This window comes from Lihuaxuella thermophila (assembly GCF_900110165.1).
Classification (GTDB): domain Bacteria; phylum Bacillota; class Bacilli; order Thermoactinomycetales; family Thermoactinomycetaceae; genus Lihuaxuella; species Lihuaxuella thermophila.
In genome coordinates, this window is the sequence record NZ_FOCQ01000001.1 from 339,890 (window position 1) to 364,623 (window position 24,734).

Below are 24,734 nucleotides of genomic sequence, written 5' to 3' on the forward strand. Positions count from 1 at the left end.
TTATGATCCATCATTTATTTCCCCTTCAACAGAAGGAATTCATTTTTATTGTCTTCTTTTGACACTGGTTTATCCTCTGAGTAGACTGGCGTCGGTTGTTTAACGATCGTTTCCCGTCAGTTGAAAACAACTTGAAGGGGGGATGACACACTCACCTTCATGAAAGTACCTGGACTAAATGTGCGTACTTACTTATTTGCGGTGTGCTCTTTATACTCAAGGTGAAATGAGTAATTCATAAGGAGGACAAAACTTTGAAAACTCTTGTGATCGTAGCACACCCTAGCATGGAAACATCCCTCATCAATAAGCGCTGGGTAGAGGAACTCAAAAAATATCCGGAAAAGTATACTGTACACGAACTGTATAAGGTTTATCCTGATGAAAACATCGACGTGGAAAAAGAACAAAAATTGGTTGAATCGCATGGTAATCTTGTTTTCCAGTTCCCGATCTATTGGTTTAATTGTCCGCCTCTTCTTAAAAAATGGTTTGACGATGTTTTAACGTATGGGTGGGCATACGGTTCAACTGGGCATCAATTAAAGCATCGTAAAGTTGCTTTAGGTGTGTCTGCAGGAATCAAGCGAGAAGATTATAGTGAACAGGGAAGGTATCGCTATACACTTGAACAGTTATTATCTCCTTTTGAAACTACCTTCCTGTACTGCAATGCAGATTATCGTTCGTTCTTTGCGTTTTATGGAACAGAAAATGAGCCTGGTGAAAATCAGCCTGGTGCAGAAAATACGAGGTCAAGCATATTGGATAAAAGCGCACAAGATTATTTGAATTTTATTGACAACCTGTAATAAGTCCGCTTTGCGAACGCTACAAAAAAGGAAGTATTTCCTGATTCAGGAGATACTTCTTTTGATTTCAACAAAATTGCAATGACTACCGCTGTGAAGCTTCCGGAGCTGGCAACCGGTTTTTCTCTCCCCACTCGCACATCATATGTAACACGGGAATGAGAGAAAGGCCACGTTCGGATAATGAATATTCAACTTTTGGAGGTATTTGGGGAAACTCCTGGCGAATGATAAGGCCATCCGTCTCCAGCTCTTTTAACATGATGCTTAGCGTTTTAAAGGAAATAGTACCGATCCGCCGCTTCAGCTCATTGAACCGCATGACCTTATTTTCAAACAACCAATACAGAATGATCATTTTATATTTTCCACCTATAACGGACAACGTGTATCCAAAGCCGGTGTCTTTTAGCTCCACACCACTTGGAACACAGGTTTCACGCATCATTTACACTCTCCTTTTGGTAAGTACATGATACAACTATGCATACTTTACAATATCATAATGCAAGCTGATCGAAAGGATGTAAATGCACACAAACAGATGAATGTTTCTATATAGAATCAAATTGACAAGCTGCATCGGCATACCCATATAGCAGGGGGTGCTTCAGATGCAGGTCATCATGATTGAGGGAGAAGCAACTGAACGGATTCGGATGGATTGTTACTGTTATTTTACGCACAAATATCGAAAGGAGAAGCTTGAAGTTGATCGGCATATACGCCCGTGTCAGTACGGAGGAATCCGCCAGGAAAGGGTACAGCATCAAGGATCAATTATCAGATTGCCGGAAAAAAGCTCAAACAACAGATGCGATTGAATATGTAGACGAAGGGATTTCGGGTGAGTTTCTCGACCGGCCAGCCTTGACAAGATTGAGGGAAGATGTCAGAAAAGGGTTGATTACAAAGGTTGTTTGTTTGGACCCGGACCGGCTGTCACGCAAATTGATGAACCAATTGATTATCTCGGAGGAATTTGAGAGGAGAGGGGTTGAGTTAGTTTTCGTTAACGGGGAATATGCAAAAACCCCGGAAGGCCAGTTGTTCTATAGCATGCGTGGGGCCATATCTGAATTTGAGAAGGCCAAGATCAATGAACGGATGAGCAGGGGAAGAAGAGAGAAAGCCCGCCAGGGAAAAGTAGTAAAAGACCCCAAAATATACGGTTATGATTATGATAAAGAAACGGAACAATTAGTTATTAATGAAGAGGAAGCAAAGGTTGTCCGGCTGATTTTTGATCTTTTCACAAAACCAAATGATCAAGTGAACGGCATGAATGGAATCGCCCATTATTTGACTAAAAAGAGAATACCGACCAAACGGGGTGCAACGGTTTGGCATCGCCAGGTGGTACGGCAATTGCTAATGAATCGAGCCTATATCGGGGAGTTTTATCAGAATCGTTGGAATACGGAGGGGATGTTGGGAAACAAATTTAAAGATCCGGAAGAGCGGGTTTCCATGCGGTTGAGACCCGAAGAAGAGTGGATCAAGATCCCTTGCCCTGCCATTATCGATGAAACTACCTTTCATCATGCGCAGAAATTATTGAGTGAATCGAGAAGGCGTTGGGCCAAAAAAAGCAAGCATCCATATTTATTAAGCGGGCTTCTCAGATGTGGCGACTGTAAAAACACGATGACCGGCCGTAAAGCAAAAAACTGGGGAAAATATGTGTTTCAGTATACGGACAGGAAAAACTTTTCCGGGGCAAAGAATCCGGGATGCGGTCGCTCGGTCTCTTGTGAAAAGCTTGACCATCATGTCTGGGAACAGATTGTCAATTGGCTGAATCAACCTGACGAGATTGCGGTAGCTGCAGCAAGTATAACGGACAATCCAAACTCAAAATCTATTGAGGAAGCGGATCTTGAGAGGTTAGAAAAAGAAATCGAAAAGGCCAGGGCAGGAAGAAAGCGTCTGTTTAAGATGTTTCAGGAAGAACCGGATCTGGAGGCAGAAATCCGCCAGGAAATCAGAGAGCTGAAGGAACGGGAAGATGAGCTAATCAGGCAGATTCATGATTTAAAGGATCATAAAAAACAGAATGATGAGATCTGTTATACGTATGAACTGATGAAAGAAGCTGCCGAGCATTATCTGGTCAAGGGAACGGATGATCTTACCTTTGAAGACAAAAGGGAACTGATCCGACAAGTCGTAAGGGAAATCGTTGTTTTTGAAGACCGTGTAGAGATCTACACGTTTTAATCATCCCTTCGCAACACTAATGACATTAGCATCGAAATCCTCATGCATCTGCGATCGCTCAAAAAAGCCCGCAAAGATGTTTCCCTGCATGATCCGATCGGCACAGATAAGGAAGGGAATGAGTTCCCCCTTACTATTTATCTGTGCAATATTATACCTAAATTTTCGGATAAAGTCTAAGGGAAAACTCATCTCCCGATTGCCATTTTTCTTTTTTATATTCACAATGGTCAAGGATACTTTTAAGGAGAGTGTTCTTTATTTTTGGATCATCTGTCTCCCGATAAAGATGGAGGACGTTTTCAATCTTGGGTATGATTTCGTTTTGAGCTTGCATCCTCTCCGTTTCCTCTTCAAGCTCCTGTTGTGCTTTTTCAATTGCCTCTCTAACTGTATTGATCCGGTGCGCAATATTGTTCGATCGTTCGATATATGTTTCCTCATCATAAATGCCACGTTCCAGAAGATCATGAAGACGGCCTTTTTGTGTTTCCAGGTTTTTGAGTTCCTGTACCAGATTCTTAATTGTCACCTGGTAAAGCTCGATTTTCTGATTGTTATCTACAGCACTCTTTTTGTCCCATTGCAATTTGTAATCGCTCAACCAATCTTCAAGGCTATCGATCAGGCGCGCCTCGACAAATTCAAAGCGGGTGCTCTTGTTGTCGCAGAATCTGTTATAGCATATAAGATGTGGTTTTTGATTGGTATACGGCCTTTGAACCATCGATGCTCCACACTTACCGCATTTAATAATACCTGCCAACGGATTTGTAATCCCGTTTTCAAGCTGGTAGGGAGGATGATACCTTCTCTTTAATATGTCCTGAGCCTTTAAAAATGTCTCCATAGAGACCAACGGCTCATGTTTTCCTTCAACATCGATCCATTCAGATTGAGGACGTGTCTTTGATTCTCGTCTTTTTAACGGATTTGACGGCTTCTTGTATTCTTTCTTCTTCCATTGAATCCGGCCGGCATAAACTGCGTTTTTGAGAACTGCCAATACGCTTGCACTCGTCCATTTGTTTCCGGTGTACGAACGATATCCAAGTTCATTTAGTTTGTTGGCTATTTTAGCTGAACCCAACCGCTCATTTGGGTCATCGGTCGTATACCATTCAAAGATCAGTTTTACTACGGGGGCCTGATCTGGATCGGGAACCAGGTATCTACCCTTTTGATCTTCCTGAATCTGATAGCCGTAGGGTGGTCGGGTTGCTATGTAATTCCCATCCTGAATCGACCGAATTCTACCACCCTGCAGTCGGCGGGTAATGACCTTAAGTTCCTTCCGGGCCATAAACGCCTCGAATTCACTGTACTCTTCATCAAACTCGTCCTGGAGATCATAAACCTTTCGCGGAGTGATGATCTTTGTTCCGGATTTCTGGAACGTCTCCAGAATAATTCCCTGTTCTCGCATATTCCCGCGTCCAAGACGGTCCATATCCATGACGAGAACAGCATCATAAAGGCCATTTTCGACTTCCTCAAGAAGCTTCATCATTTCGGGGCGGTGAATAAGGCTTTCACCGGATACTATCTCTTGCCGGATCTTAACGATGTTCAACCCTTTTTGTTTGGCGAGTTGAAGCAGAGTTTTTTTATGCTTGGCAAGGGTTTCCCCTTCTCCACGGGCTTCAGCTTCAATGTCTGCCCTGGATTTCCTGAGATACATACAGACTCTTTCCATTAGGTTCACCTTTTACATAGTAAATTTTCCATGCCAGTCCACTTCCATCTCCTGCATAGAGATAATTGAGGTGATGATCGTGCAGGGAGAAGGAAGTCGTAAAACGGATCGACAGTACACGATTGGAAAGACAAGAATAGAAATCATCGCTCCCCAAATCACCGATGAGGAACGGCAACGTAGAGTAGATGAATTGCAGAGTATTATCTGGGCATTATGGGATTCATTATCAGAATATGAAAAAGAAAAGATCATTAGAAAGTATAACACAGATAAAGATGAGTAGGGTCACTCATTGGGAAGTACAGAGAGTGAGGAAGCCGGCACGTTGTCCGGCTTTTGTTGTTGGATTTTACCTGTTTTTCTTATCATGGGGAAAGTGGTATAATCAAAAATACGAACGGATGTTCCTGTTCGTTTTCTACTTAGGTAATTTGTCCGGATTGGTTAAAGGTTGATTACCAATTTCATCAGTTTCACTTTTGATAAAAGGTTTATTACCAACTTCTCCATTTTTTACATTATGTTGAATTCCCAATGCACTTAGATTAATTTTTTTGTCTTGATGTTTATCTGGAGAGATTATTGAGATTTCGGGTTCTTGTGATCTAGAGCCTAATGATAAATCTAACAAGTCGGGAACAAATACATAAATTTTTGTCGCTGCCAATGAAGCGCTTAGCATATTGGAGAATAGCGGAAGGTTGGGAATGCCGGTTCCACCGGTTGTCCGGCAAGCAGTAGAAGTGCTAAAAGGTAAGGACAAAAATAAGGAGGATGCCTAATGACAGTTAAAATCATGATCGATCCAGGTCATGGTGGAAACGATCCTGGAGCGATGGGGAATGGTCTCCGTGAAAAGGATTTGACGCTGGCGATCAGTAAGGCAATCAAAAAAGAATTGGTCAATTACGAGGGTGTGGAAGTCCGTCTCACCCGGGAAGACGACCGATACCTGTCTCTGGCGGACCGTTGCGCGATGGCCAACCGCTGGGGAGCTGACTTTTTCCTGAGCATCCATATCAACTCAGGCGGCGGTAACGGGTTTGAATCTTATGTATATCGGGCGGCATCCGCCAAGTCCAGAACAGCGCAAGATCAGATTCATGCCGCAGTAACGGCTGTCACCAACGCAAAGGGATGGAAGGACCGAGGCAAGAAAGAAGCCGGATTTTATGTGATTAAGAATACAAGAATGCCCGCTCTGTTAACAGAAAACGGCTTTATTGATACGGAAGGGAACGCGGACGACTTAAAACAGGCCGGTTTTATCCAGGCGTTAGCTGTTGCCCATGCTAAGGGGATCGCTGCGGCGTTCGGGCTTAAACGGAAAGCAGCTACTCCAACGCCGGAACAAAAAATAGAGGACAGGTATGATATGTCCTATCTAAAAGGATACGAGCTTGAAGGGTTACGTAGCAGCCGGCATGCAGATGAACTTATGCCTTATCTTGAATGGGCAATGGACGCTCACGCTCAATGTGTCTTAATTCTTCGCAGGGACTTTGATCTAAGGCACTTACAAAATGCTTTAAATAAGATGTTTCCCGATAATGTACCAAAGAGTTAGAAAGGAAATTATTTCTTTTTAGGGAAAAAGAATAATTGACCAAAGACCAAGACTTGTAAATAGATAACTCCCAACACCTTTAAAAAGAATAAATAAGCCAGCCGATCGACGGCTAGCTTTAGCTTAAAGTTTTTTACATTTTTAGGCTAAAAGAGTTTTATAAAAAAATGATATTAAAACACCAGGCGTGTTGATTTACCAAAATTAAGGATAAAAATACCGGATACATGCCTGTAGAAATTCATAGATCGTTTGGAGCCATTAAGCTGGAAGTTCCCTTAACCAAAGCTTTCGGAAAAAATCGATTCTAGAGATCGAACAGTAGGCTGGGCGGGTGTGGAGATACAACCACTGAACGAGAGCATAAGCAAGTAAAGCCGCATAAAGCTGGCCATAGACAGCGTTTGGAGTGGTTCCGAACAACCGAGTTACATTTAGATGCTGTTTAATCCAACGAAAAAACAGCTCCACTTGCCAACGAGCCCGATACAGGTCGGCAATGACTTCTGGCTTCACTGGTAAATTAGTAGCTACGTGAATGATGTTCCCTTCTAAATCTACAAAACTCACAATTCGAAAGGGGTTCTTCGTCTTCACAGAATCCGTTCCGACATAAGCCATTACATCGCCTACGATATTTGAATGGGAATCGATAGAAGGAAGGGATTGTGTTTCTTGAATCACTGTATTTTTCTTTAAGCGAATCACAAAAAAATGGTTCTCCTCTTGAAGTGAATCCATTCGTTCATATTTGGAATATCCGCGATCACAAATAAAAATGGAGGGAGATCCCGTTAGCAATTGGGAAGCGACTTCGGAATCATGTTGCAACGCAACTGATTCTTCCACTCGTTTCGGAAGCAAGCTAGTCACATCGAAGGAAACATGCAATTTGACACCTGCTTTTTCACCCCGATAGTAAGCCCATGGGAGCCTTCCGGCTCCTACTGTCATCGTAGTCGAATCAGTGGCGAGGATAGGTAAATCCAGTTTTCGAAGGGTGCTTCGATTACATTTGCCAAGAAAAAGATGAAAGAGTTCTTTGAAGAACGAATAAGGAACTTCTTACGCTTTCTTCGAAAGCGTGGAATAATCTACTGCTACGAGATCCGTATGTGATTTCATTTTGTCCTCGCTATCCCGAAAACCACTCCATTTTTCTATGGAGGAAGCGATCCAATACTTCAACAATTCCTGAACTGTAAACTTTCGCGCTGGGTCTCGATAATCTACCATTTCTAGTATTTCAGAAATCTCTTTCCTGCAAATAAATGATTGTAAAGATCGGAAAAGAGTGTTAACTTGTTTCATAAAGACACCTCTTTTCTGGTTTTGTGGGCAACTTAACCTTTAAACAAAGAGGTGTCTTTTCCTTTTTTCTTCCTATTGATGGCTAATCAACACGCCTGACATTACTATTTATTCTTTTTTTTAAACTTCATTAATACTTCATCTATAACAAAAAAAATAATTGCAATAATTACTGGTAAAGATGGAAACTCTAAAAACCGAGAAAGATCATTCATGAAAATTGCATTACCAATCATGCCAAATAAAATATAGAGTACTCCTTTAAGAAACGAGGACCATTTTTTAATATATCTGTCTACTACAAAATCAATACAAATAGATGATACTACCCCATACCCAAAAATACCTAAAAATGAGAAAAAACCTGTAATTATTGTAAAAAAGATAATATCTTCCTTATGAAAGGAGTTTATTAGCCCATTTAAAACATTGAAACTAAGAAAAATAAGCCAAGTAATTAAAGCACTAAACAACTTTCTCGGAAGACTCCTCATATTAATTTCTCCTTTTCCTTGAATAATCGTCTGGGTACATTACTTGATGACCAAACCATGAGTAGCATTAAAGATTTAAACGGCATAAAAGCCGACAATAGCCGGTTTTATTTTAAACCGGCTATGTCAGGGAGATGTCTCCATTGTTAATTAATTTTTTAGCGACATTTTTTAAGACAGAAAATTTTACTGTATATATTGATTCAATGTCTGAACTGTTGTATCTGAAACAGCACCCGTTCCACCTAGAACATACATATTATCTATATCTAACGTATGCTTCTCAAAATAGTTTTGTAAATCAACGGACGTCGAAGTAGGAGGTGTCAATAAAACAGGACCTTTTAAAAGGGCTGTTAATACTGTTCCTGATAAAGCGTCTGGAAAGTCCTGCCCATTGGCAATAGTAACAGTATCAGGAGTAATATTGAAATAATCCGCCGTCAATGTAGCTGTTTGATATCGATTGTCCCCAGCAACCCGATCAACTGTTCCGTAAGTTTGCAATTGAGTTTCTACTGTACTAGATACAGTTCCACCTACAATTACAAAGTGTTTAATTTGAGGATTATTTAGTAGAAATGTCGATACCTCACTGGAAAGAGTTGTTGATTTTGTTAATAATAAAGGGATTTGGAGTTGCCCTGCAATAGATGCAACTGCTAAACCATCTGGAAAATCCTTTCCAGTTACAATAATTGCTGTATCAGTATCGGGAGTTACGATTTTCTGTGCAATATTTGTAGCTACTTCATATCTATTGATTCCATCTATTCTTTCTACAGTTGTTATTCCCATTGCTTTCAATTCATTTTCAACTGTAGTAGAAATTGCTCCAGTTCCCCCAAGTATAATTGCTTTTACTGGGCTAATTCTTTGTATTTCCGTTTTTACATTGGTATTTAACGTATCTGCTGAAGTTAATAAAATGGGGGCACTTTCTTTGGTTGCTATTGTAGCACCGGCTAAAGCGTCTGGAAAATTATAAGCATTGGCCAAAACTATTGTTTTTTCATTATCTTCCAATCCAAAAAAAGAAATAACTTCTTGACTGATAGCAACAGATGTTCCAAAACGATCTGCTCCAGCTAGTCGTTTATAGCCTGGCGAAATCACTTCATGACTTTGTAATATGGAATTACCGTTTGCATTAGTAGCTTTAAAGTTAATAGCATTTGAACCGAACCTTAAACTTGCACTTTTTGTAAAGCTTCCTGAGATAGAGTAATTATTTTTGTTAACAGAGACACTCGCAGTCGTTCCATTGGTAGAACCAGTGACATTCATAGTTGTAGTACCTTTGCTCAATCTAGTTAAAGGGGCTGTTGGGTTAGTTACATTTAAGGTTGGTAAGGTGTTATCAGGTGTTCCGATAAAGGGGACACCACTAATTCTATAGCTATAATTTCCTGAAGTAGTATCTTCTGAATTAACCTTAAATATATATTTTCCTTCCGGTAATACATCACCACTTACATATGATGTTTGTGCATCTTCTGATTCCAAACGATAACTAATTAAGGAACTAGAAGTTCCTAAATCTTCAATAGTTACGGTACCTTCTGCCGAAGTACTAAATATATAAGTATGCATGGCTTTTCCGTCTATACTACCAGAATAAGTGACTGAAGTAGTTTCAGCAGAAACATAGTTGTAGTGTACCATAAATAACATTAACCCAACCAATACAATCCCAATTGTTTTTTTAAGACCTCTTAACAAGTGATTACATCCTTTCATGTTAGTATGAGTATGACCAATTTACTGAGGGGTAAATCGATATAAGTCTTATTAATCCTTTATTCCAGAATGTATGAAGAGGTACATCAAAATCTCCAGGGTAATTTATCATCCAAAGTTCATGGGAAGGAGCTTGATCGTGAGAACCTATTGCGCTCACATTACCATTTTCATAAACTTTTGCTTTGTACCAATAATCTACTGCGGGACAGCCACTTTTAGGTTCTACTAAAGGATCACATACAGCATGGCTCACTCCAATATTTGCATACCTTCCTCCAGAATCACTTCCGCCTCCACTTGCTGTTAGTTTGACATTAGATAGATCGGCCGGTTGTCTTTTTGCCTCTCTCATATGCCAATCGTATGCCACAGTGGGGTTAACACTTTTTCGAATTACAACTTTTGCTGGGTTATAGTTAAAAAGTGCATAAACATCTACTCTTGTTCTATATTTGTTACTGTACCAATCATATTTATATCTGTTGTCACCTTTGAAAAATGGCCACTTATATGCTGATGCTGAAAGATTAGCAGCTTTTGGGTCAGGGATGAAAATTTGGTATCTCAACAAGTGACCATATCCACTCGGGGGGGCGGCCGCCGTAGAATATTCACCTGATGTATCTACATTTTTATATACTCGATTACTTACATAAAAAAGGTCTTCTTCATCTTTTTTGTTATAGGAAATTTTATTTTCTCTTAATTTTTTCTCCTTTTGTTTAATTTCGTCGTTACTAATTCTCGTCTTTCCTACAATCTCATATAAATATTTTTTATTAGGAAATACGGTATTGTCGACATATGTATTTCCTTTTACTGTATTTACCAACTTTCCATTTCTGTATATTTCATATACATTGTCGTCATCTGGGACTCCTGCCCAAGTTAAGTTAACCTCATTTTTCTTGATAATAGTCGTAAGATGTGAATCTTTTAGAGGGCTATTTTTTATTGGTTCTTTATCTTTTTCAGATCGTAATGTCGAGGTTTCAATAATAACCCCCTCTATTTCTTTATTATCTTTAATAGCTTTTACTTTAAAACGTTGAGGAGTATTGCTATCAAGATTATTTAATACTATTTTATCTCTATTTACCGTGGTTAAACTATTTATAATAGGCTTATTTACTTTACCTTTCTTTATTAGTTTATCACCTTTTAGCACTTCAAACTGGTCTCCTATTAGATTAAAATAAATTTCTACCGAATTAGTGCTAGCCTTCACCTCCGGTTTTAATTTTTCATCAGCAAGACTAAGATTAGTTACAGAAAAAAAACTAAAAACTACTAACACAGAAAATACAGCAAGGATTTTAAAACTCTTTTTCAAAATCAATACTCACTACCTCCCAGAAAAGATATTTGCATATATCTAATACAAGATATATTATAATTAATATTATTTATATAGTCAATTAATTTAAAATAAAAATAAATCTTATAATTTATTTAATATTTTCGACAAACTAGCACTCTTCCCGCTTTGGCGCTGATAGCGAACCGCCAAAAAAATGTCTAATTTTTGTGAAATAAGGTCGCGTACCTGGTTTTATTGCTTTTGCCATCTAATTAAATCTGACTATTCCGTTGCATACCAAAGCTGACGAACCACTGCCATGTTAATTTCGCGGATCATTGCCACGATCTTGTTTCTTAGTACACCGTAATAGTACCCCGATAATTTCGCTAATTGGACAATACCAGTGATGATCGGAACTAAAGCCACATCAAAAGTTATCATTTTATCAACCTCCTAATCCTCTCTGGGCAAAATAAAAAAGCGCTGTAATAGCGCCTACGATAATTTCTGCTATGATTACCCCTGCAACCCACCATATGCGATGTTCTATTCTTTCGGCTAGTGCCAAAGCATCTTCCGCTTTATCCAAAGCCTCCTGGCTGCGCTCATCCACTTTATTAGCAGATTCCATTTTTGATTCAAGTACCTCCAACCGGGACTCGATCCGTTGCAGACTTTTCATTGCCTCTTGGATCAGATCATACATCTCTTTTGGTGAGATTGTTACTCCGTTGTCTGCCATGACTTCACCCCTTTCTACGGCAATAAAAAAACGCCTATGCGCCTACTCGTTTGGTTTATGGATCCTGTTTTGTGGATTTGCTAAATAAGATTCAAACTGATCATGAACCGAGTGATAGCCTATTGCATAGCTATTCAACAGTGGATTCCAGGCCCTGTAACATTGAGCCCATGTTCAATTGTTATTTTTTGTTCTGGTGTAGCTGTAAAGGTACTTCCAGTTGTGATGTTATCCCAGTCATATCGAGAAACAATGAATCTCGCATCACTCACCTCCCCAGCTTATGTTTACCGCAGCGCGTCCGTAAAATCCCGGGAAGCCCAGGATGACATTCATGCTTCAGTAGTAGCTGTAACGAAGTCTCGCGGCTGGAAGGATCGTGGGCAAAAAACTGCCGGCTTCTATGTAATCAAGAATACACGGATGCCAGCTCTATTAACAGAAAACGGATTTATTGATACCGGTAGCAACGCGGATGACTTGAAACAAGCCAGCTTTATCCAGGCATTAGGCGTAGCCCATGCGAAGGGGATTGCGGCGGCGTTCGGATTGAGACGTAAAGTAACTACTCCTCCACCTGAACAGGAAATTGAGAGCATATACGATATGAGTTATTTGAAGGGGAATGAGTTAGAGGGACGGCGAAGCACCCGGCATCCAGAGGAGTTTCTTCCTCATCTTGAATGGGCGATGAGGGCACATGCACAATGCGTATTAATTCTGAGGAGAGACTTCGATCTAAGGAATTTACAAAATGCTTTAAACAAGATGTTTCCTGATAATAAATAACGATAAAGCCTGCCAGTTTTTTTATCGGCTGGCTATTAAGGAAAATTGACCAAAGATCAAGCTTTTACAAAGATAACCCCCAACATCGCTTTGATGTTGGGGGTTTATCTCATTTATTAACTATGTTAGCAATCACGTTGCGATTTTCACGCTTGCGACTCAGAGATGTACAGAACGTTGAAAGCTGACGCGACTATCTTCAAGCCAAGTCCAGCTCAGGTAAACTTTTTAAAATCCTTAACGTTTCCATGCTCACACGCACAATACGCTTAACGAGATCCACGATATAACGGGCATCTTCGGACCATTGGTTTGGATCGTTGACGATGCCACTGTCCTTGTCTGTCTTAACTTGATATCGGTCCATGATCCATTCAATCGCTGGCTTGCCATTAACCACATAATTATAGGCTTCAAGTGGGATCCCGGAAAGAGTGATGTTTGCATTGTAGATGATGGTGGTCTTGTCCGGCTTACCGCCTTGCCCTTTGGCAAAACGCATTTTCTCGACTCGATAAAAATCGTCCGTTTGCAAATTGCCATCGTGGATCTCATTGAGCGGCCAGGGATCCACAGTTTCGTAGTTAAGATGCAAATCGGCGAGTTCTCTACCTGCACGACTGAAGGACCAAAACCTCTCTGCGGAAGGTACCAACGGGATCCGCGGAAGCATCTTCTTTAGATCAGGTGCAAAACGCTCCTTATATTCCGGAGAATGTAACACGCCATAAACGTAATAGAAGATGTCTTCTTTGTGTACTTCATCATTGTAATGTTTGCGGAACTCCTTTAGTGCCCAATCTGAGATTGAGTCACGGCGAATGTATTGGTCATGCCCAAACAAGCCACCGGGTTGGTCGTAGAAATGGAGCGGAAAACATTGGCCTGTGTCAAGAAAATGGAAATTTGGGATTGAATCAGTCATGAGAACAGAAAAGTCTTTACTGGCTCCAATACCTGTTACAGTAATCACCCTGTTCTTCATTGACGGGTTTGGGAATAGATCTGGCATCTTGCTAACTACTTCATTAAAGGCACGGCTAAAATATAGCCATTGTTTGCAGAAAGGCCTGTACATCGCTGGAATAATACTGCTTTCATCATAGGGATGTTTCTTTCCGCGCCGTAGGTTTTGTTTTAGAGCTCTTGACCAACTGATCTTGCGAGGATCAGTATCGATAAAGTCATTTACATCGTTCATTGTAGGATCAGCTTTTCCTAACGAGATAAACTCATCCACTTGACGATTGTAAAAATCAATCATTGCCTTCATGTTGTTCTGGAGTGCCGTGTGGGAAAAGTTATACGTCCAACTGTCACGGCTAGTTACCACTCCAGTTGAAGTAGAGTTAGAGTCAAAGATTGAAAACTCATTTTCCGTTTGGGGCCTCAGTGGAATTAGTTTTAGGAAGTCATCACTACGTTGATTGATCCAGTCATTTTCTTTATTTGGTTGTATTATGGTCCAGTTTAACCCTTTGACACTACTTGCCTGACGGATGATGTTCAGCTTTTGTTCGCGGCTGAGGTAATCACCAATGTCGTGATATCGGATGACACAGGATCCCTTTTTGGCAGGGTTCTTGACCAGTACGGTAATAGCGATAGGAGCGCGGCTACCAGACCCAAAAATTTTTCCACCTTCCTTTCTGGATTGTTCACCTGATGTTCGTTGGTTCCCACGCAGATTGAAACAATAAATCGCTGTAAACTCTTCAGCCAAGCACTTACGAAGGCCATCTGTCGTATTGCTGTCAATGAACGATCCATTAGTGACAAAGGCAATCACGCCCTGATCGCCAATGCGGTCGCTGGCCCATCGAATGGCTAGGATATAAGAGTCGTAAAGAGCTTTTTTCGATACTGCTTTGGACTCTGCCGCATAAGTCTCCATTATCCGTTTTTCGAGATGGTAATAACTTAAGTTTTGATTATTATCATTTTGGCTGCCTTGTCCAACGGAATACGGAGGATTCCCGACAATGACCCGGATTTCTTGTTGTTTTTGTCTTGCGATTCGTTCATTGTTCTCTGGAAACAGAGATTCTGTTGATACAGAATCATTGTCTTCCCCCAACTGGAACGTATCTGTCAATACGATCCCGGGGAACGGCTCATAGTCTTGTCCGGACAGGCGATGGAATGCTTCCTCAATATTGATAGCAGCGATGTAATAAGGAAGCAGCACAATCTCATTGGCATGTAACTCTTCCCGGTACTTTCGCACAAGATCCTCGGGCTGGATCAGGCCACTTTGAAGCAAACGTACGATGAATGTTCCTGTCCCGGTGAAAGGATCAAGGATATGCACACCTTTATCGCTCAAACGGATCCCGAACTCTTCCTGAAGAACGTCGTCTGCACTTTTGAGGATGAAATCGACCACTTCTGTCGGAGTATAAACAATTCCTAACCGTTCAGCCATTTTCGGGAAGGCAGTTCGGAAGAACTTGTCATATAGTTCAATGATAATCTTCTGCTTACCTTCTGCGTTGTCGATTCCACTGGCCCGTTTCCGGACGTTTTTATAGAAATCCTCCAGAGATTCGGTTTCTTTCCAGAGAGCGTGTTCCTCCAAGACGTCCAGTACTTTCTGCATGGTTTGAGAAACAGGGTTGTGGCTACTGAAAGCATAATTCTCGAAGAGCGCATCGAAAACAGGTTTGGTCACAAGATGCTGGGCCAACATCTCAATAGCTTCTTCTTGCCCTATGCTTTCGTTTATATTCCTCTGCAACCCTTTCAGGAAATCAGCAAAGGCTTGTTGTGCTTCTTTTGCTTTGGGATCAGAGCTGTCCAGAATCGTGCGGATATGCGTATTATGGCGCTCGGCAATTTCCGCGACATCCTTGGCCCAATTTTCCCAATAACGACGTTCCCCGCACTTTTGAACAATCTTTGCATAAATGACATCGCGCCATTCCTTAATTTTCTCGAAGCCTAATGTAAGTTGTTCATGCTGCTGCTTTTCCTCTTGTTCTCCATCTTTGCCTTCCTTGCCACCGCCGCCTACGCCAATCACTTGGATCTTGTCAGGTTTCCTTTTATTCAGTTCTAGTTTGTTGACAAGATCATTGAAACGGTCATCATGAGCTCGCAGCGCATTCAGGACTTCCCAGACCACACGATAGTTTTGGTTCTTGTTGAGTGCTTCCTCAGGTGAATCCTCTGACGAAACCGCAATGGGTAGAATCACATAACCGTATTGCTTGCCAGGCGCTTTACGCATAACTCGGCCTACAGCTTGGACCACATCTACCTGAGAATCTCGTGGGTTAAGGAAAATCACTGCATCAAGAGATGGTACATCGACACCTTCCGTGAGACAACGGGCATTACTGAGGATTCGGCAGGTGTTGTCGCCGGCGTTTTCTTTAAGCCACTGCAGCTTGCTGTTACGTTCTACAATGTTGTGGGTACCGTCGACATGGTTGACCTCGCAGACGAGAAGATTCTCAGTATCCCCAGGAAGAGAACGACAATATTCCTCGATGGTACGGGCAAAGAGTTCCGTCACTCTTTTCGAGTTTTTGATGGAATTGGAAAAGGCCACTGCACGGTGCATCGGCATGGGATCAACAGCCTGATCCGTTTCGTTCTCCATCAAACGTTTGGAGAGGGCATTCCAACAACCTACAATTTTTGCTGCGTCGTCGAGTGTGACTTCATCATCCTTGTCGTGAATTTTGTGCCCAAGATGGTGCAGAATGTGCTGTTCATCCACTGCCAGAACAATTACTTTGTAATCGGATAAGATTCCAGATTCGACTGCTTTGGAGAAGTTCAGACGGTGAAATTCCGGTCCGTATTTTTCTTCATTATCCATTGAGTAAAGTGGTACATTCGCATCTTTTGCCTTGGACTTGCTAGCATCCGTATAGATCCGCGGAGTCGCGGTCATGTAGAGCCGTTTCTTGGCCCGAAGGAAACTGTCCTCATGGACTTTGGTGAAGTAAGAAGCTTCACCTCCACGCACCACACCCGTCGTACGATGTGCTTCATCACAGATCACCAGATCGAATGAGGGCAAACCTGCTTTTTGTGCCTCTGAAACCACGTCAATCGACTGGTATGTAGAGAAAATAACGGTGAGTACATCATTACCCAGTCCCTTTATGACTTCAGAAACGAGCCGATCAGGATCCGTGGTGGCAGGGTAAGCGAGATCTGATGCCCGCAGGTCTTCACCTTCCTTTTTGCCAACCTTCTTATCAGAACAGACTGCAAAGGAACGCAAAGGAATTTCAGATTCGGCAGTCCATTCCCGCAAGGTTTGAGAGAGTAAAGCAATAGAAGGAACAAGGAAAAGAACAAGTCCCCCAGTTGGAACCATTCTTTCGGTCAGCTTCAAGGAAGTAAAGGTTTTACCAGTGCCGCAAGCCATGATCAGTTTGCCGCGGTCATGGGTTTCAAATCCGACGATCACATCAGAAATGGCTGTCTCTTGGTGTGGTCGGAGCGTCTTCTTTTGACGAGGACGCAATTCTTCCGGTGAACTCCAAGAAAAGCGGCTCCAGTCAATCGGGCTTTTTTCCAAAGCCTCCATGTCGAGAATGGTCACGGGAATTTGTTGATCGTGACAAGCATCTTCTGCATGCTTGCTCATGGGGGCGGTGGCGATGATCATTCTCTTGTGGAAAGGATTTTTTCCTGATTCGGTGAAAAAGGAGTCAAGCTCGCCTTTTTGGATTTTGTGACCAGGCTCATAGAACTTGCACTGGATGGCCCAGATCTCTCCCGTTCCAGCTTCTTCCGCCACGAGATCAATACCGGTATCTACTCGCCCATCCCGACCTGGCCAATCCATCCACCGCCAAACTTGAGAAAAGAGTTGCTTGTATTGGGGATCAATACGCAGAAATGAGGCCATCAAACGTTCAAATAAGTCGCCTTGTTCCCGGGTGTTTCTGGCTACTTGGCGCAATTGGTCGAGAATATCGTAGATGGTATTCATGAAATACTCCTCCCGTTATATGCCGATTGAAAAGTGTAATTTACTAGCGAATCATTTTATCGCTTCTATAGTCCCTATTCTCTGTTCTCGACCTCTTGGTTCTGGCTACTACTGTTGCTATTTGGGTACACATTCACAAACAGAATCTAGGTAGGATGCTCGTCGTAACTCCGAACTGATTCTTGTTTCGGTTGAATTGACCCCAGCGAAGGAGAAGAATAGAGATACTAAACTTGAAATTTAACTTATTCGTATCTTTCATGTCGATTTCCTACCGTTGACCTACTTTTTTAATAAATCGTAGTTGGCTAGATAAAGGAACCCCAAAATGCAAAATTCCAAAAAAATGTAGGCACAAAAAGCAAATGTTCATTCTATTTACTTTGTCCAATATATATTATTATCGTGTTAAATATACCGTCAACAGTTAACGACGCCTGCACCACCAGAAGGCACGTGACTTCAATGTCATTTTTTATTAAATGAGCAACTATTTCCAATTGGAGTTGTTAGAGAGTCCTTTATCACGAAAAACAATAAAACCAGGCCATAATACCTGGTTTTAGTCACTCAAATTTAGATGTTTTTCGGAGGATCACTTTCCAAAGGTTTCGGCGGATCACTCTCTAATACCTTGCTTGGTTTTGGCGGGTCAGATTCAAATCTTTTCATGTGTTAGACACCTCCTAGTCGTAATAATACTTGAAGTTGATTCATTGTTTCAAGGTATTTTTCTGTATGGTTTAACTGCTTCCAACATTCAGACATGTTCACTAATATTTCCCTTCTAAGTCCATGAAACTCATGCTTTTTGGAGAGTTCATTCGCTTTTTCATATGGTATTACGGCTTCTGAATACATCTCACGTGCTAAATAATAGTCACCTGTGGCAGTAAGTGCTTGTGTGTACCTTTGCATATCCCCAGCTTTTAAGCCTTGTTCAACGGCTGTTTCAAGTGTAGCATGGGCTTTATCCCAATCTTTCTGCTCAATGTATAGTCTCCCCAATTGGGTGTAGGTAGAAACTAGTAAATACTTCTTTTTGATGTTATCTTCCAATTCAAGGGCCAAAGTGTAACATTGTTCGGCAGTTGAATAATCTTTAGAGTTTTTGCAGATGTCGCCCCAAGTAGTTAAGAGCTCGATGGATCTCTCGTACTTTTGATTCGAGGATGCTATCTTGTAGCCTTCTATTGCATATTTTAAAGCCTCGGGATATTGACGCTTTTTGTTGAGAATTGAAGCTCGAATCTCGTACATATTTAGAATGACTTCTAGGTTTTTGATTTTATCAATGGACTGCCATAACTCGATTAATACTTGCAATGCTTCGTCATACCTCTTCAGTTTTTCTAGGTATGAAACTTTTCCAGTCAACAGAAAGTAAATTATGTCTTTTCTGTCTCCGTCAGGTTGATAAGCGGAAATACCTTCTTCTGTGTACTTTAGTGCTTGGTTAAGATCATTGTCCTGGAAGAAGCTAATCCTCGCTAAGTCCTTAAAACATGCCGCCTTAATGTTTGATTTCGATGAATTTGATTCATCCACTATCTGTATAGCTAGTTCAAAGTTGTTTTTAGCTTTTTTCCAGCTTTCTTTGCTGTAATAACATCGAGCCTTAAGGTAGTGTATAGTTTCCATATACATACCATCAGTTTTAATGGCCAATTGGTTTAGTTCTTTTAACGACTTTTTGGAATACCCCAGGTCGATCCGTGACTCAATAAGCGTTAACTCATTTTGCAGGTTAGTTGTTTTCCTGCGTTCGTGCTCAATCAATCCAGGGATCTCTAAGAGATCAACCCCAAGCTTTTTACACAAGTAAAGCCATTTACCTTCCTTGACAGTCTCAAATCCACGTTCAATGAAACTTATAGTGCCAGTAGATATGTTCTCATCGGCTAAATCCTCCAGACGTAGCTTTTTTGTTTTTCTGATACGTCGCAAGGCACTACCCAATTCTTTGTGGTTAGTTATCAATATCATCACCTCCTGAGTTTAATAATAATTTTTTTCGTTAAATTTGTCATTGTTTTTGAGTGAATTTATCAAAGAGTATCCAAATTTAAAACATTGAATTTAAATTAAGAGGTAATTAAATAGAGTAACAAAGATTTAATTTGTTTCTTCAAAAAAATGCACCTAAATTATTAAATTTGAGGATATTTGCATTATTTTTTAGAAAATTATAAAATGGGACTATCCTAGCAAATAATCAACAAGGGACTGGTTCAAACGATGATACCGTTACGAACCAAAAAGTCAATAGTTCTGACTGCTATATAAAAGTTAAAGGTTTCCTTGCAGTTTTACAAACATAAATGTGTCGTCTGTATTACTGATTAGCGATCAAAGTTAAGCGAGAGGTGAGTTTCATGTTGACGCTCAGGATTGAAGGTCCTAGAAATGAAGTAAACGCTTTCATCAGAGATATTAAAAATGATCCTCAATACAACGTAATTGCTCAATCAATGCCGTATATGGAGGACATCATTGACAGCAACAACGTAGTCTCATATTGTCAATTCCGGTATACGCACTTATCTGAGATCGGAAAGCCTTTAAACATCAAACTTGATACCGATGGTGATGAACTAGATTTCTTTTTGGATTATGGCAAGGTGATCCGAGTAGGGAATATTATTCAAGTTGTTGGGAAAGTAACCAATTTCTTGCCCAAAATTGCATCCGAAGAAAAGGGGATGCAAGATGTCGGAAATCAGTAAACAGGAAGAGTTTATCAAACATCTATCTTATAAGGTCGAAGAAGAACTCAGAGACATGATCATGAAAGGACCGCATCCGAGTCTTACAACACTAGTGGCATTCTGTCAGGTTTGCTTGAATTTCCGTGATAGAAGGGACTGCGCCCTGGTTGATTTACCAGGTGGGGAAACGATCGTTTGTAAGTTATGTAGAGAAAAGCGGGGTCTAAAAGAATCGCAATCAAGCGAAGCATTGGAATACCAAGCTATGACACTAGCTATTTTACGGATTCGAGGAATGAGATAATCATTGAAAGGAGGTGATAGGAATGGTAATCATCAACCAACACACTGAGCCGCCTGGAACATAAAAAAAGAAACCTCATTCTCAGGTAAGAGGCTTCTCGATGATTAATCTATCCCAACCCCATTATACTTAACTTTGTAACGTCCTGTCCATTGCCCAGATGCTTTGGGCGGGGCGTTTCATAAGTCTATTCGCCATTTAAGTATTGATCAAGTAAGTCGGTGCAAATTCCCTATACCTTTTGCAACCTCCTAAAGTCTGTTTCTTTTGAACTTCAATGGTCTAATTCCCGTTTAAGATGTAACCCGTTGGGAAGCCGACGGGCCTTTTTACCATAAAAGAAGGAGAACGGTAATGCTCCTAGATCAATATTTAAAGATCTTGAACTTAGATCGTTCCAAGATTTTTTTAGATTATGACGGGATAGCCACTATTCAAAAACAACATCTATTTTCGTTGCCTTACCAAAATCTCAATTATTCAAATTCGGGGATGAGTGGATTACATTTGATGACCCGGAATTGCTTGTTAAAAAAACTATTTCGGAATCAGCCGGAGGATCTTGCTACCACTTAAACTACTCGCTTTATTGGTTATTTATGGAACTAGGATTCAAGTGTACTTTAATCTCCGGATATCTATCCCGATTTGATTTTGATCATATGGCGGTTGTTGTAGAGTTGGAGCAACCATATCTTGTCGATGTAGGATTTGGGGAATTTTTCTTCAGACGCCCCATCCCATTAAATGGAGATGTTTTAAAGGATATGAGTGGCGATTACAGGGTGATCACAGATGAGATCTACCCTGACAGATTTCTGTTACAACAAAGAAAAAAGGATCGATGGAGAACCAGATACAGCTTTGATTTAAAACAAAGACAATTGAAGGATTTTGAACAGACATATCGATGGCTCGCAGACAATCCGAATGCTTATAAAGCCAATCTCATGTTAAGAAAGCATTTGAAAAATGGGTTTATAAGCCTTTATAACAATAAGTTAACCATCATTGAAGATGATATTGTTCGCAGGATTCAGATCCCCAAGCATCTTGTTTTGATCACTTAAGGGAGGGAAAATAGTGCTTAAGCATCATGTTGGATCTACTGAACAAAAGCCATTAAATTTTTTGTGGTTAGAAATTACGGGACGTTGCCAGTTAGAGTGTACACACTGCTATGCCGCTAGTGGCCCTACAGGAACACATGGTCAAATGACGAAGGATGATTGGTCCAGAATTATTGAGGATGCAGCGGGGTTGGGTGTGGAATCGTTGCAGTTTATCGGGGGAGAACCTACCTTGCATCCAGACTTTCCAGATCTGTTGAAGTTGGCTGTGAAAAATGGGATTGAGGTTGAAGTGTTTTCTAACTTAGTTCATATCACTCCGTCTCTATGGAATCTTTTTTCTGAAACTGGAGTGTCACTAGCCACCAGTTGGTACTCTGATGATGCGAATGAGCATGCGGCCATTACGAACCGGAAGAGCTTTGAATTAACCAAAGCTTCGATTGATGAGGCTGTTCGTCGGGATATACCTCTAAGAGTGGGAATTATTGGAGTTCAAGAAGGGCAGCGGGTAGACCAGGCGAAACAGGTTCTCATTGACTTGGGTGTGGATGAAAATAAAATAGGATATGATAAACTACGGCAAGTGGGTAGAGGAGTTCGAGATTTTCAGCCAGGACCAGATCAGCTTTGTGGAAAATGTGCAGATGGTGTTCTGGCAGTTTCTCCGTCTGGTGACGTTTGGCCTTGCGTATTTTCAAGATGGATGACATTGGGGAATGTATTAGAAAAATCACTGCCTGAGTTGATCGAGGGGAAAGAGGTTGCAAAGGCTCGAGAGCAACTTAAAGACTTTTTCATGTATATGGGTTCTTCTGACGACGATGATGAATGTGGTCCAGATTCAAGGTGTAATCCTGAGTGTCCTCCGCGCTGCTCACCTTCTTGTAACCCATGTGCCCCGAGCAGACGATGCTGGCCTGATTATAAATAGTTAAAGAAACAGGTGGAAAGATTGATTATTGAACGTGTTTCATGTGAGATCAATTCAAAAAACAAAAATGAGTGGCCGTTTAATGTACCGGCTGTCGCGCAGATCGTGGAAGAGGAGCTAACTTTCACTGCACCGATCACCTTTTTAGTTGGCGAGAATGGATCAGGAAAATCAACTATTGTCGAAGCGATAGCTGAAGCATACGGACTTGATGCACATGGAGGCCGTGCAGGACGAAAATATGTAAATGATCGGCCTAAAACACCACTTGGAGAAGTGCTTCAACTACACTATACACCCATTGGTTTAACACGTTCTATATCACCTAGGAATAGGAAAGGTTATTTTTTACGTGCTGAAACTGCCTTTGGATTCATGTCCTTTGTATCAGGGATGCCAGGATATTGGAAGGAAGATATAACTGAAATGAGTCATGGTGAAGGGTTTCTCACCGTACTTGATACCATGTTTTCTGAACCTGGTTTATATCTGATGGACGAGCCGGAGGCAGCCCTGTCTTTCTCTTCATGCTTGCGCTTAATTGCGATCATACATCGACTTGCCAGTATCGGAGGACAAGTGATCTGTGCTACTCATTCTCCTCTGCTGACAGCAATTCCCGGTTCAGAAATTCTCGAACTGGACCAAAAAGGAATTCGGCAGGTTTCATGGAGGGAACTTTCCTTAGTAGACCACTGGCGGCGTTACTTAAATGATCCCTCGTTTTATCTGCGCCACATTTTGGAGGAGGATTAGCAATGGATACATCAGGTGATTGGCATGACTATAGAACTTACATGTATGACGCACTAACTAAAGCTGCTAATTATTTTCGAGTTGTTTTGCATGGGAATCCGACATTCGGCTGGCATGATCGTTCCATCGGCTCAAAAGTGAGTGGCAAGCATGAAAAACACTGGCTTCGTGTCGTTTCCGAGAAAAAATGGTGGGCACAAGGGGACTGGTGGGAAGGGAACCTTGTCTCTAATCAACTCAAAGGAATTCCAAAGCCTTATGTGATTGACGTTTATGAGTGGGAAGATGGGGAAATTCAATTACGAGCGGAGCTAATGACTTTTGTTGAAGGCCAAGTTTGTTCACCCACCCAGGAGCTGAGATCGCACCTGGACCTTTCAGAACTCTGGTGGTCAGAGTTACGGGCATCTCTGGAAATACTCTCCAGTTGGCAAACGGAGCGTACAATCACAGACCAAGACGAAGTGACCCGTCGATTTTTAGTGTTCTACGGTGATGACGTTGAATCTAAAGTGACTCGTTGGACCACTGCTCACGGTGACCTTCATTGGGCAAACTTAATGTCTCCCCAACTCACCATTCTGGATTGGGAGGGCTGGGGAAGTGCGCCAGCCGGATATGATGCTGCTACACTGTATTGTTATAGTTTGCTTATTCCTGAAGTTGCTGAACGGGTATACAAAACCTTTGAAGATATTCTCGACACTCCAGAAGGAGTCTTCGCCCAACTTTATGTGATCACTCGCCTTCTTCGTCGGATCGATAAAGGTGATTATATGGATCTTGCCGGCCCCCTTCATCGTCATGCACGCAGACTCCTCTCGAAGAAGGTCTAAATGATTTACCTTGAACGAAAAATCAAAGGTTAAACATTGTTTACCAAAATTGAATAAAAATGAGCGGGATGAAGCAAAATAAGAAGTTAATCGTTTCTACAGAAGTTCGAAAAATGCTTACTTAACAAAAGAGCCATTCTTTGGATGGTTCTTTCGTTTTATTGAAACAAAAAAGCCATCCATGTGGACAGCTGGAATCTAATGTTTAAAGGAGTTCAATTCGTTCATACCTCAAGGGAAATTCTTTCATTATGGTTACAACTAAAACCCTCTTTTGCAAAAGGGGGTTTTTTCTTTTTGCAAACTTTCAATCCCATTATGGTTACAACTAAAGGCCAGGTTTTCGAGCCGGTTCAGTTTAGAAACCCTATACTGACCCCATAAGACCCCAGACAAACTCTAAGTTATTATAGAATAGGGTTGAAAGGGGTTTTTCTTATGCCTAGAAGAAAGTGGTCTGCTGAAGAAAAGATGTTCATTGTGCTTGAAGGA

At 41.2% G+C, this 24,734-nt stretch carries 20 protein-coding genes and 3 pseudogenes; 12 read left to right on the forward strand and 11 right to left on the reverse strand.

The window, feature by feature from the left end:
• The first annotated feature begins 254 nt into the window (after positions 1-254).
• Positions 255-812 carry an NAD(P)H-dependent oxidoreductase gene (locus tag BMW55_RS01745; protein ID WP_089964660.1) on the forward strand — a complete coding sequence of 186 codons (558 nt, stop codon included), beginning with the start codon at positions 255-257 and terminating at the stop codon, positions 810-812.
• An 85-nt stretch (positions 813-897) separates the two neighbouring features.
• Here the strand turns inward: BMW55_RS01745 and BMW55_RS01750 are convergent, their stop codons facing one another.
• Positions 898-1,257 carry a winged helix-turn-helix transcriptional regulator gene (locus tag BMW55_RS01750; protein WP_089964662.1) on the reverse strand — a complete coding sequence of 120 codons (360 nt, stop codon included), beginning with the start codon at positions 1,255-1,257 and terminating at the stop codon, positions 898-900.
• A gap of 266 nt (positions 1,258-1,523) precedes the next feature.
• On the opposite strand from BMW55_RS01750, the gene BMW55_RS01755 reads away from it, so the two are divergent.
• Positions 1,524-3,032, forward strand: a complete 1,509-nt coding sequence (locus BMW55_RS01755) for a recombinase family protein (protein WP_089964664.1) — start codon at positions 1,524-1,526, stop codon at positions 3,030-3,032.
• Between the two features lie 24 nt (positions 3,033-3,056).
• Positions 3,057-3,209, forward strand: a pseudogene (locus tag BMW55_RS19890) (RNA polymerase subunit sigma-70); the annotation flags it as partial.
• On the opposite strand, the gene BMW55_RS01760 reads toward BMW55_RS19890, so the two are convergent.
• Entirely contained in the window at positions 3,190-4,728 is a 1,539-nt protein-coding gene (locus BMW55_RS01760; protein WP_089964666.1) for a recombinase family protein, read from the reverse strand. The pseudogene BMW55_RS19890 and the gene BMW55_RS01760 sit on opposite strands and share 20 nt — an antisense overlap.
• A 70-nt stretch (positions 4,729-4,798) precedes the next feature.
• Between BMW55_RS01760 and BMW55_RS01765 the strand changes: the two genes are divergently transcribed.
• The 3 genes and pseudogenes from BMW55_RS01765 to BMW55_RS01780 all read left to right on the forward strand — a co-directional run bounded on the left by BMW55_RS01765 (position 4,799) and on the right by BMW55_RS01780 (position 6,298).
• Positions 4,799-5,014, forward strand: coding sequence for a hypothetical protein (locus tag BMW55_RS01765; RefSeq protein WP_089964669.1), 216 nt, complete (start codon positions 4,799-4,801; stop codon positions 5,012-5,014).
• A gap of 370 nt (positions 5,015-5,384) precedes the next feature.
• A pseudogene (locus tag BMW55_RS01775) lies at positions 5,385-5,513 on the forward strand (phage holin family protein); the annotation flags it as partial.
• Positions 5,513-6,298: an N-acetylmuramoyl-L-alanine amidase gene (locus tag BMW55_RS01780; protein ID WP_089964673.1), complete on the forward strand. Its 786-nt coding sequence runs from the start codon at positions 5,513-5,515 to the stop codon at positions 6,296-6,298. The pseudogene BMW55_RS01775 and the gene BMW55_RS01780, both read left to right, overlap by 1 nt.
• A 261-nt stretch (positions 6,299-6,559) precedes the next feature.
• On the opposite strand, the pseudogene BMW55_RS01785 reads toward BMW55_RS01780, so the two are convergent.
• The 7 genes and pseudogenes from BMW55_RS01785 to BMW55_RS01810 all read right to left on the reverse strand — a co-directional run.
• A pseudogene (locus BMW55_RS01785) lies at positions 6,560-7,345 on the reverse strand (IS4 family transposase); the annotation flags it as partial.
• Positions 7,346-7,363: 18 nt separating this feature from the next.
• The gene (locus BMW55_RS01790) at positions 7,364-7,609 is read right to left on the reverse strand and encodes a hypothetical protein (protein WP_089964677.1); all 246 of its coding nucleotides are present in this window, start codon (positions 7,607-7,609) and stop codon (positions 7,364-7,366) included.
• Positions 7,610-7,713: 104 nt separating this feature from the next.
• Complete coding sequence (locus tag BMW55_RS01795) at positions 7,714-8,103, reverse strand: hypothetical protein (RefSeq protein ID WP_089964678.1); 390 nt, start codon at positions 8,101-8,103, stop codon at positions 7,714-7,716.
• Positions 8,104-8,289: 186 nt separating this feature from the next.
• Entirely contained in the window at positions 8,290-9,825 is a 1,536-nt protein-coding gene (locus tag BMW55_RS01800) for a cell wall-binding repeat-containing protein (RefSeq protein WP_170839679.1), read from the reverse strand.
• 19 nt (positions 9,826-9,844) lie between these two features.
• On the reverse strand, positions 9,845-11,185 hold the full coding sequence (locus tag BMW55_RS01805) for a hypothetical protein (RefSeq protein ID WP_089964682.1): 1,341 nt from the start codon (positions 11,183-11,185) through the stop codon (positions 9,845-9,847).
• 243 nt (positions 11,186-11,428) lie between these two features.
• A complete protein-coding gene (locus tag BMW55_RS19190) occupies positions 11,429-11,590 on the reverse strand; it encodes a hypothetical protein (protein WP_170839680.1) in 162 nt (53 codons plus the stop codon).
• Positions 11,591-11,594: 4 nt separating this feature from the next.
• Positions 11,595-11,891: a hypothetical protein gene (locus BMW55_RS01810; protein ID WP_089964684.1), complete on the reverse strand. Its 297-nt coding sequence runs from the start codon at positions 11,889-11,891 to the stop codon at positions 11,595-11,597.
• A gap of 102 nt (positions 11,892-11,993) precedes the next feature.
• Here BMW55_RS01810 and BMW55_RS01815 point away from each other — a divergent pair, with 102 nt between their 5' ends.
• Complete coding sequence (locus BMW55_RS01815) at positions 11,994-12,680, forward strand: N-acetylmuramoyl-L-alanine amidase (protein ID WP_089964686.1); 687 nt, start codon at positions 11,994-11,996, stop codon at positions 12,678-12,680.
• Positions 12,681-12,879: 199 nt separating this feature from the next.
• On the opposite strand, the gene BMW55_RS01820 is transcribed toward BMW55_RS01815, so the two are convergent.
• Complete coding sequence (locus tag BMW55_RS01820) at positions 12,880-17,634, reverse strand: DEAD/DEAH box helicase (RefSeq protein WP_089964688.1); 4,755 nt, start codon at positions 17,632-17,634, stop codon at positions 12,880-12,882.
• A 675-nt stretch (positions 17,635-18,309) separates the two neighbouring features.
• The gene (locus tag BMW55_RS01825; RefSeq protein ID WP_170839681.1) at positions 18,310-19,614 is read right to left on the reverse strand and encodes a helix-turn-helix domain-containing protein; all 1,305 of its coding nucleotides are present in this window, start codon (positions 19,612-19,614) and stop codon (positions 18,310-18,312) included.
• Positions 19,615-20,009: 395 nt separating this feature from the next.
• Here BMW55_RS01825 and BMW55_RS01830 point away from each other — a divergent pair, with 395 nt between their 5' ends.
• The 5 genes from BMW55_RS01830 to BMW55_RS01855 all read left to right on the forward strand — a co-directional run bounded on the left by BMW55_RS01830 (position 20,010) and on the right by BMW55_RS01855 (position 24,242).
• The gene (locus BMW55_RS01830) at positions 20,010-20,360 is read left to right on the forward strand and encodes a hypothetical protein (protein WP_089964692.1); all 351 of its coding nucleotides are present in this window, start codon (positions 20,010-20,012) and stop codon (positions 20,358-20,360) included.
• Between the two features lie 807 nt (positions 20,361-21,167).
• A complete protein-coding gene (locus BMW55_RS01840; RefSeq protein WP_170839682.1) occupies positions 21,168-21,716 on the forward strand; it encodes an arylamine N-acetyltransferase family protein in 549 nt (182 codons plus the stop codon).
• Positions 21,717-21,729: 13 nt separating this feature from the next.
• Positions 21,730-22,650 (forward strand): radical SAM/SPASM domain-containing protein, encoded by a 921-nt coding sequence (locus tag BMW55_RS01845; protein ID WP_139179409.1) that lies wholly within the window; start codon positions 21,730-21,732, stop codon positions 22,648-22,650.
• A 21-nt stretch (positions 22,651-22,671) separates the two neighbouring features.
• Entirely contained in the window at positions 22,672-23,406 is a 735-nt protein-coding gene (locus BMW55_RS01850; protein ID WP_211663645.1) for an AAA family ATPase, read from the forward strand.
• Between the two features lie 2 nt (positions 23,407-23,408).
• Positions 23,409-24,242, forward strand: a complete 834-nt coding sequence (locus BMW55_RS01855; protein WP_211663646.1) for a hypothetical protein — start codon at positions 23,409-23,411, stop codon at positions 24,240-24,242.
• The last annotated feature ends 492 nt before the right edge of the window (positions 24,243-24,734 follow it).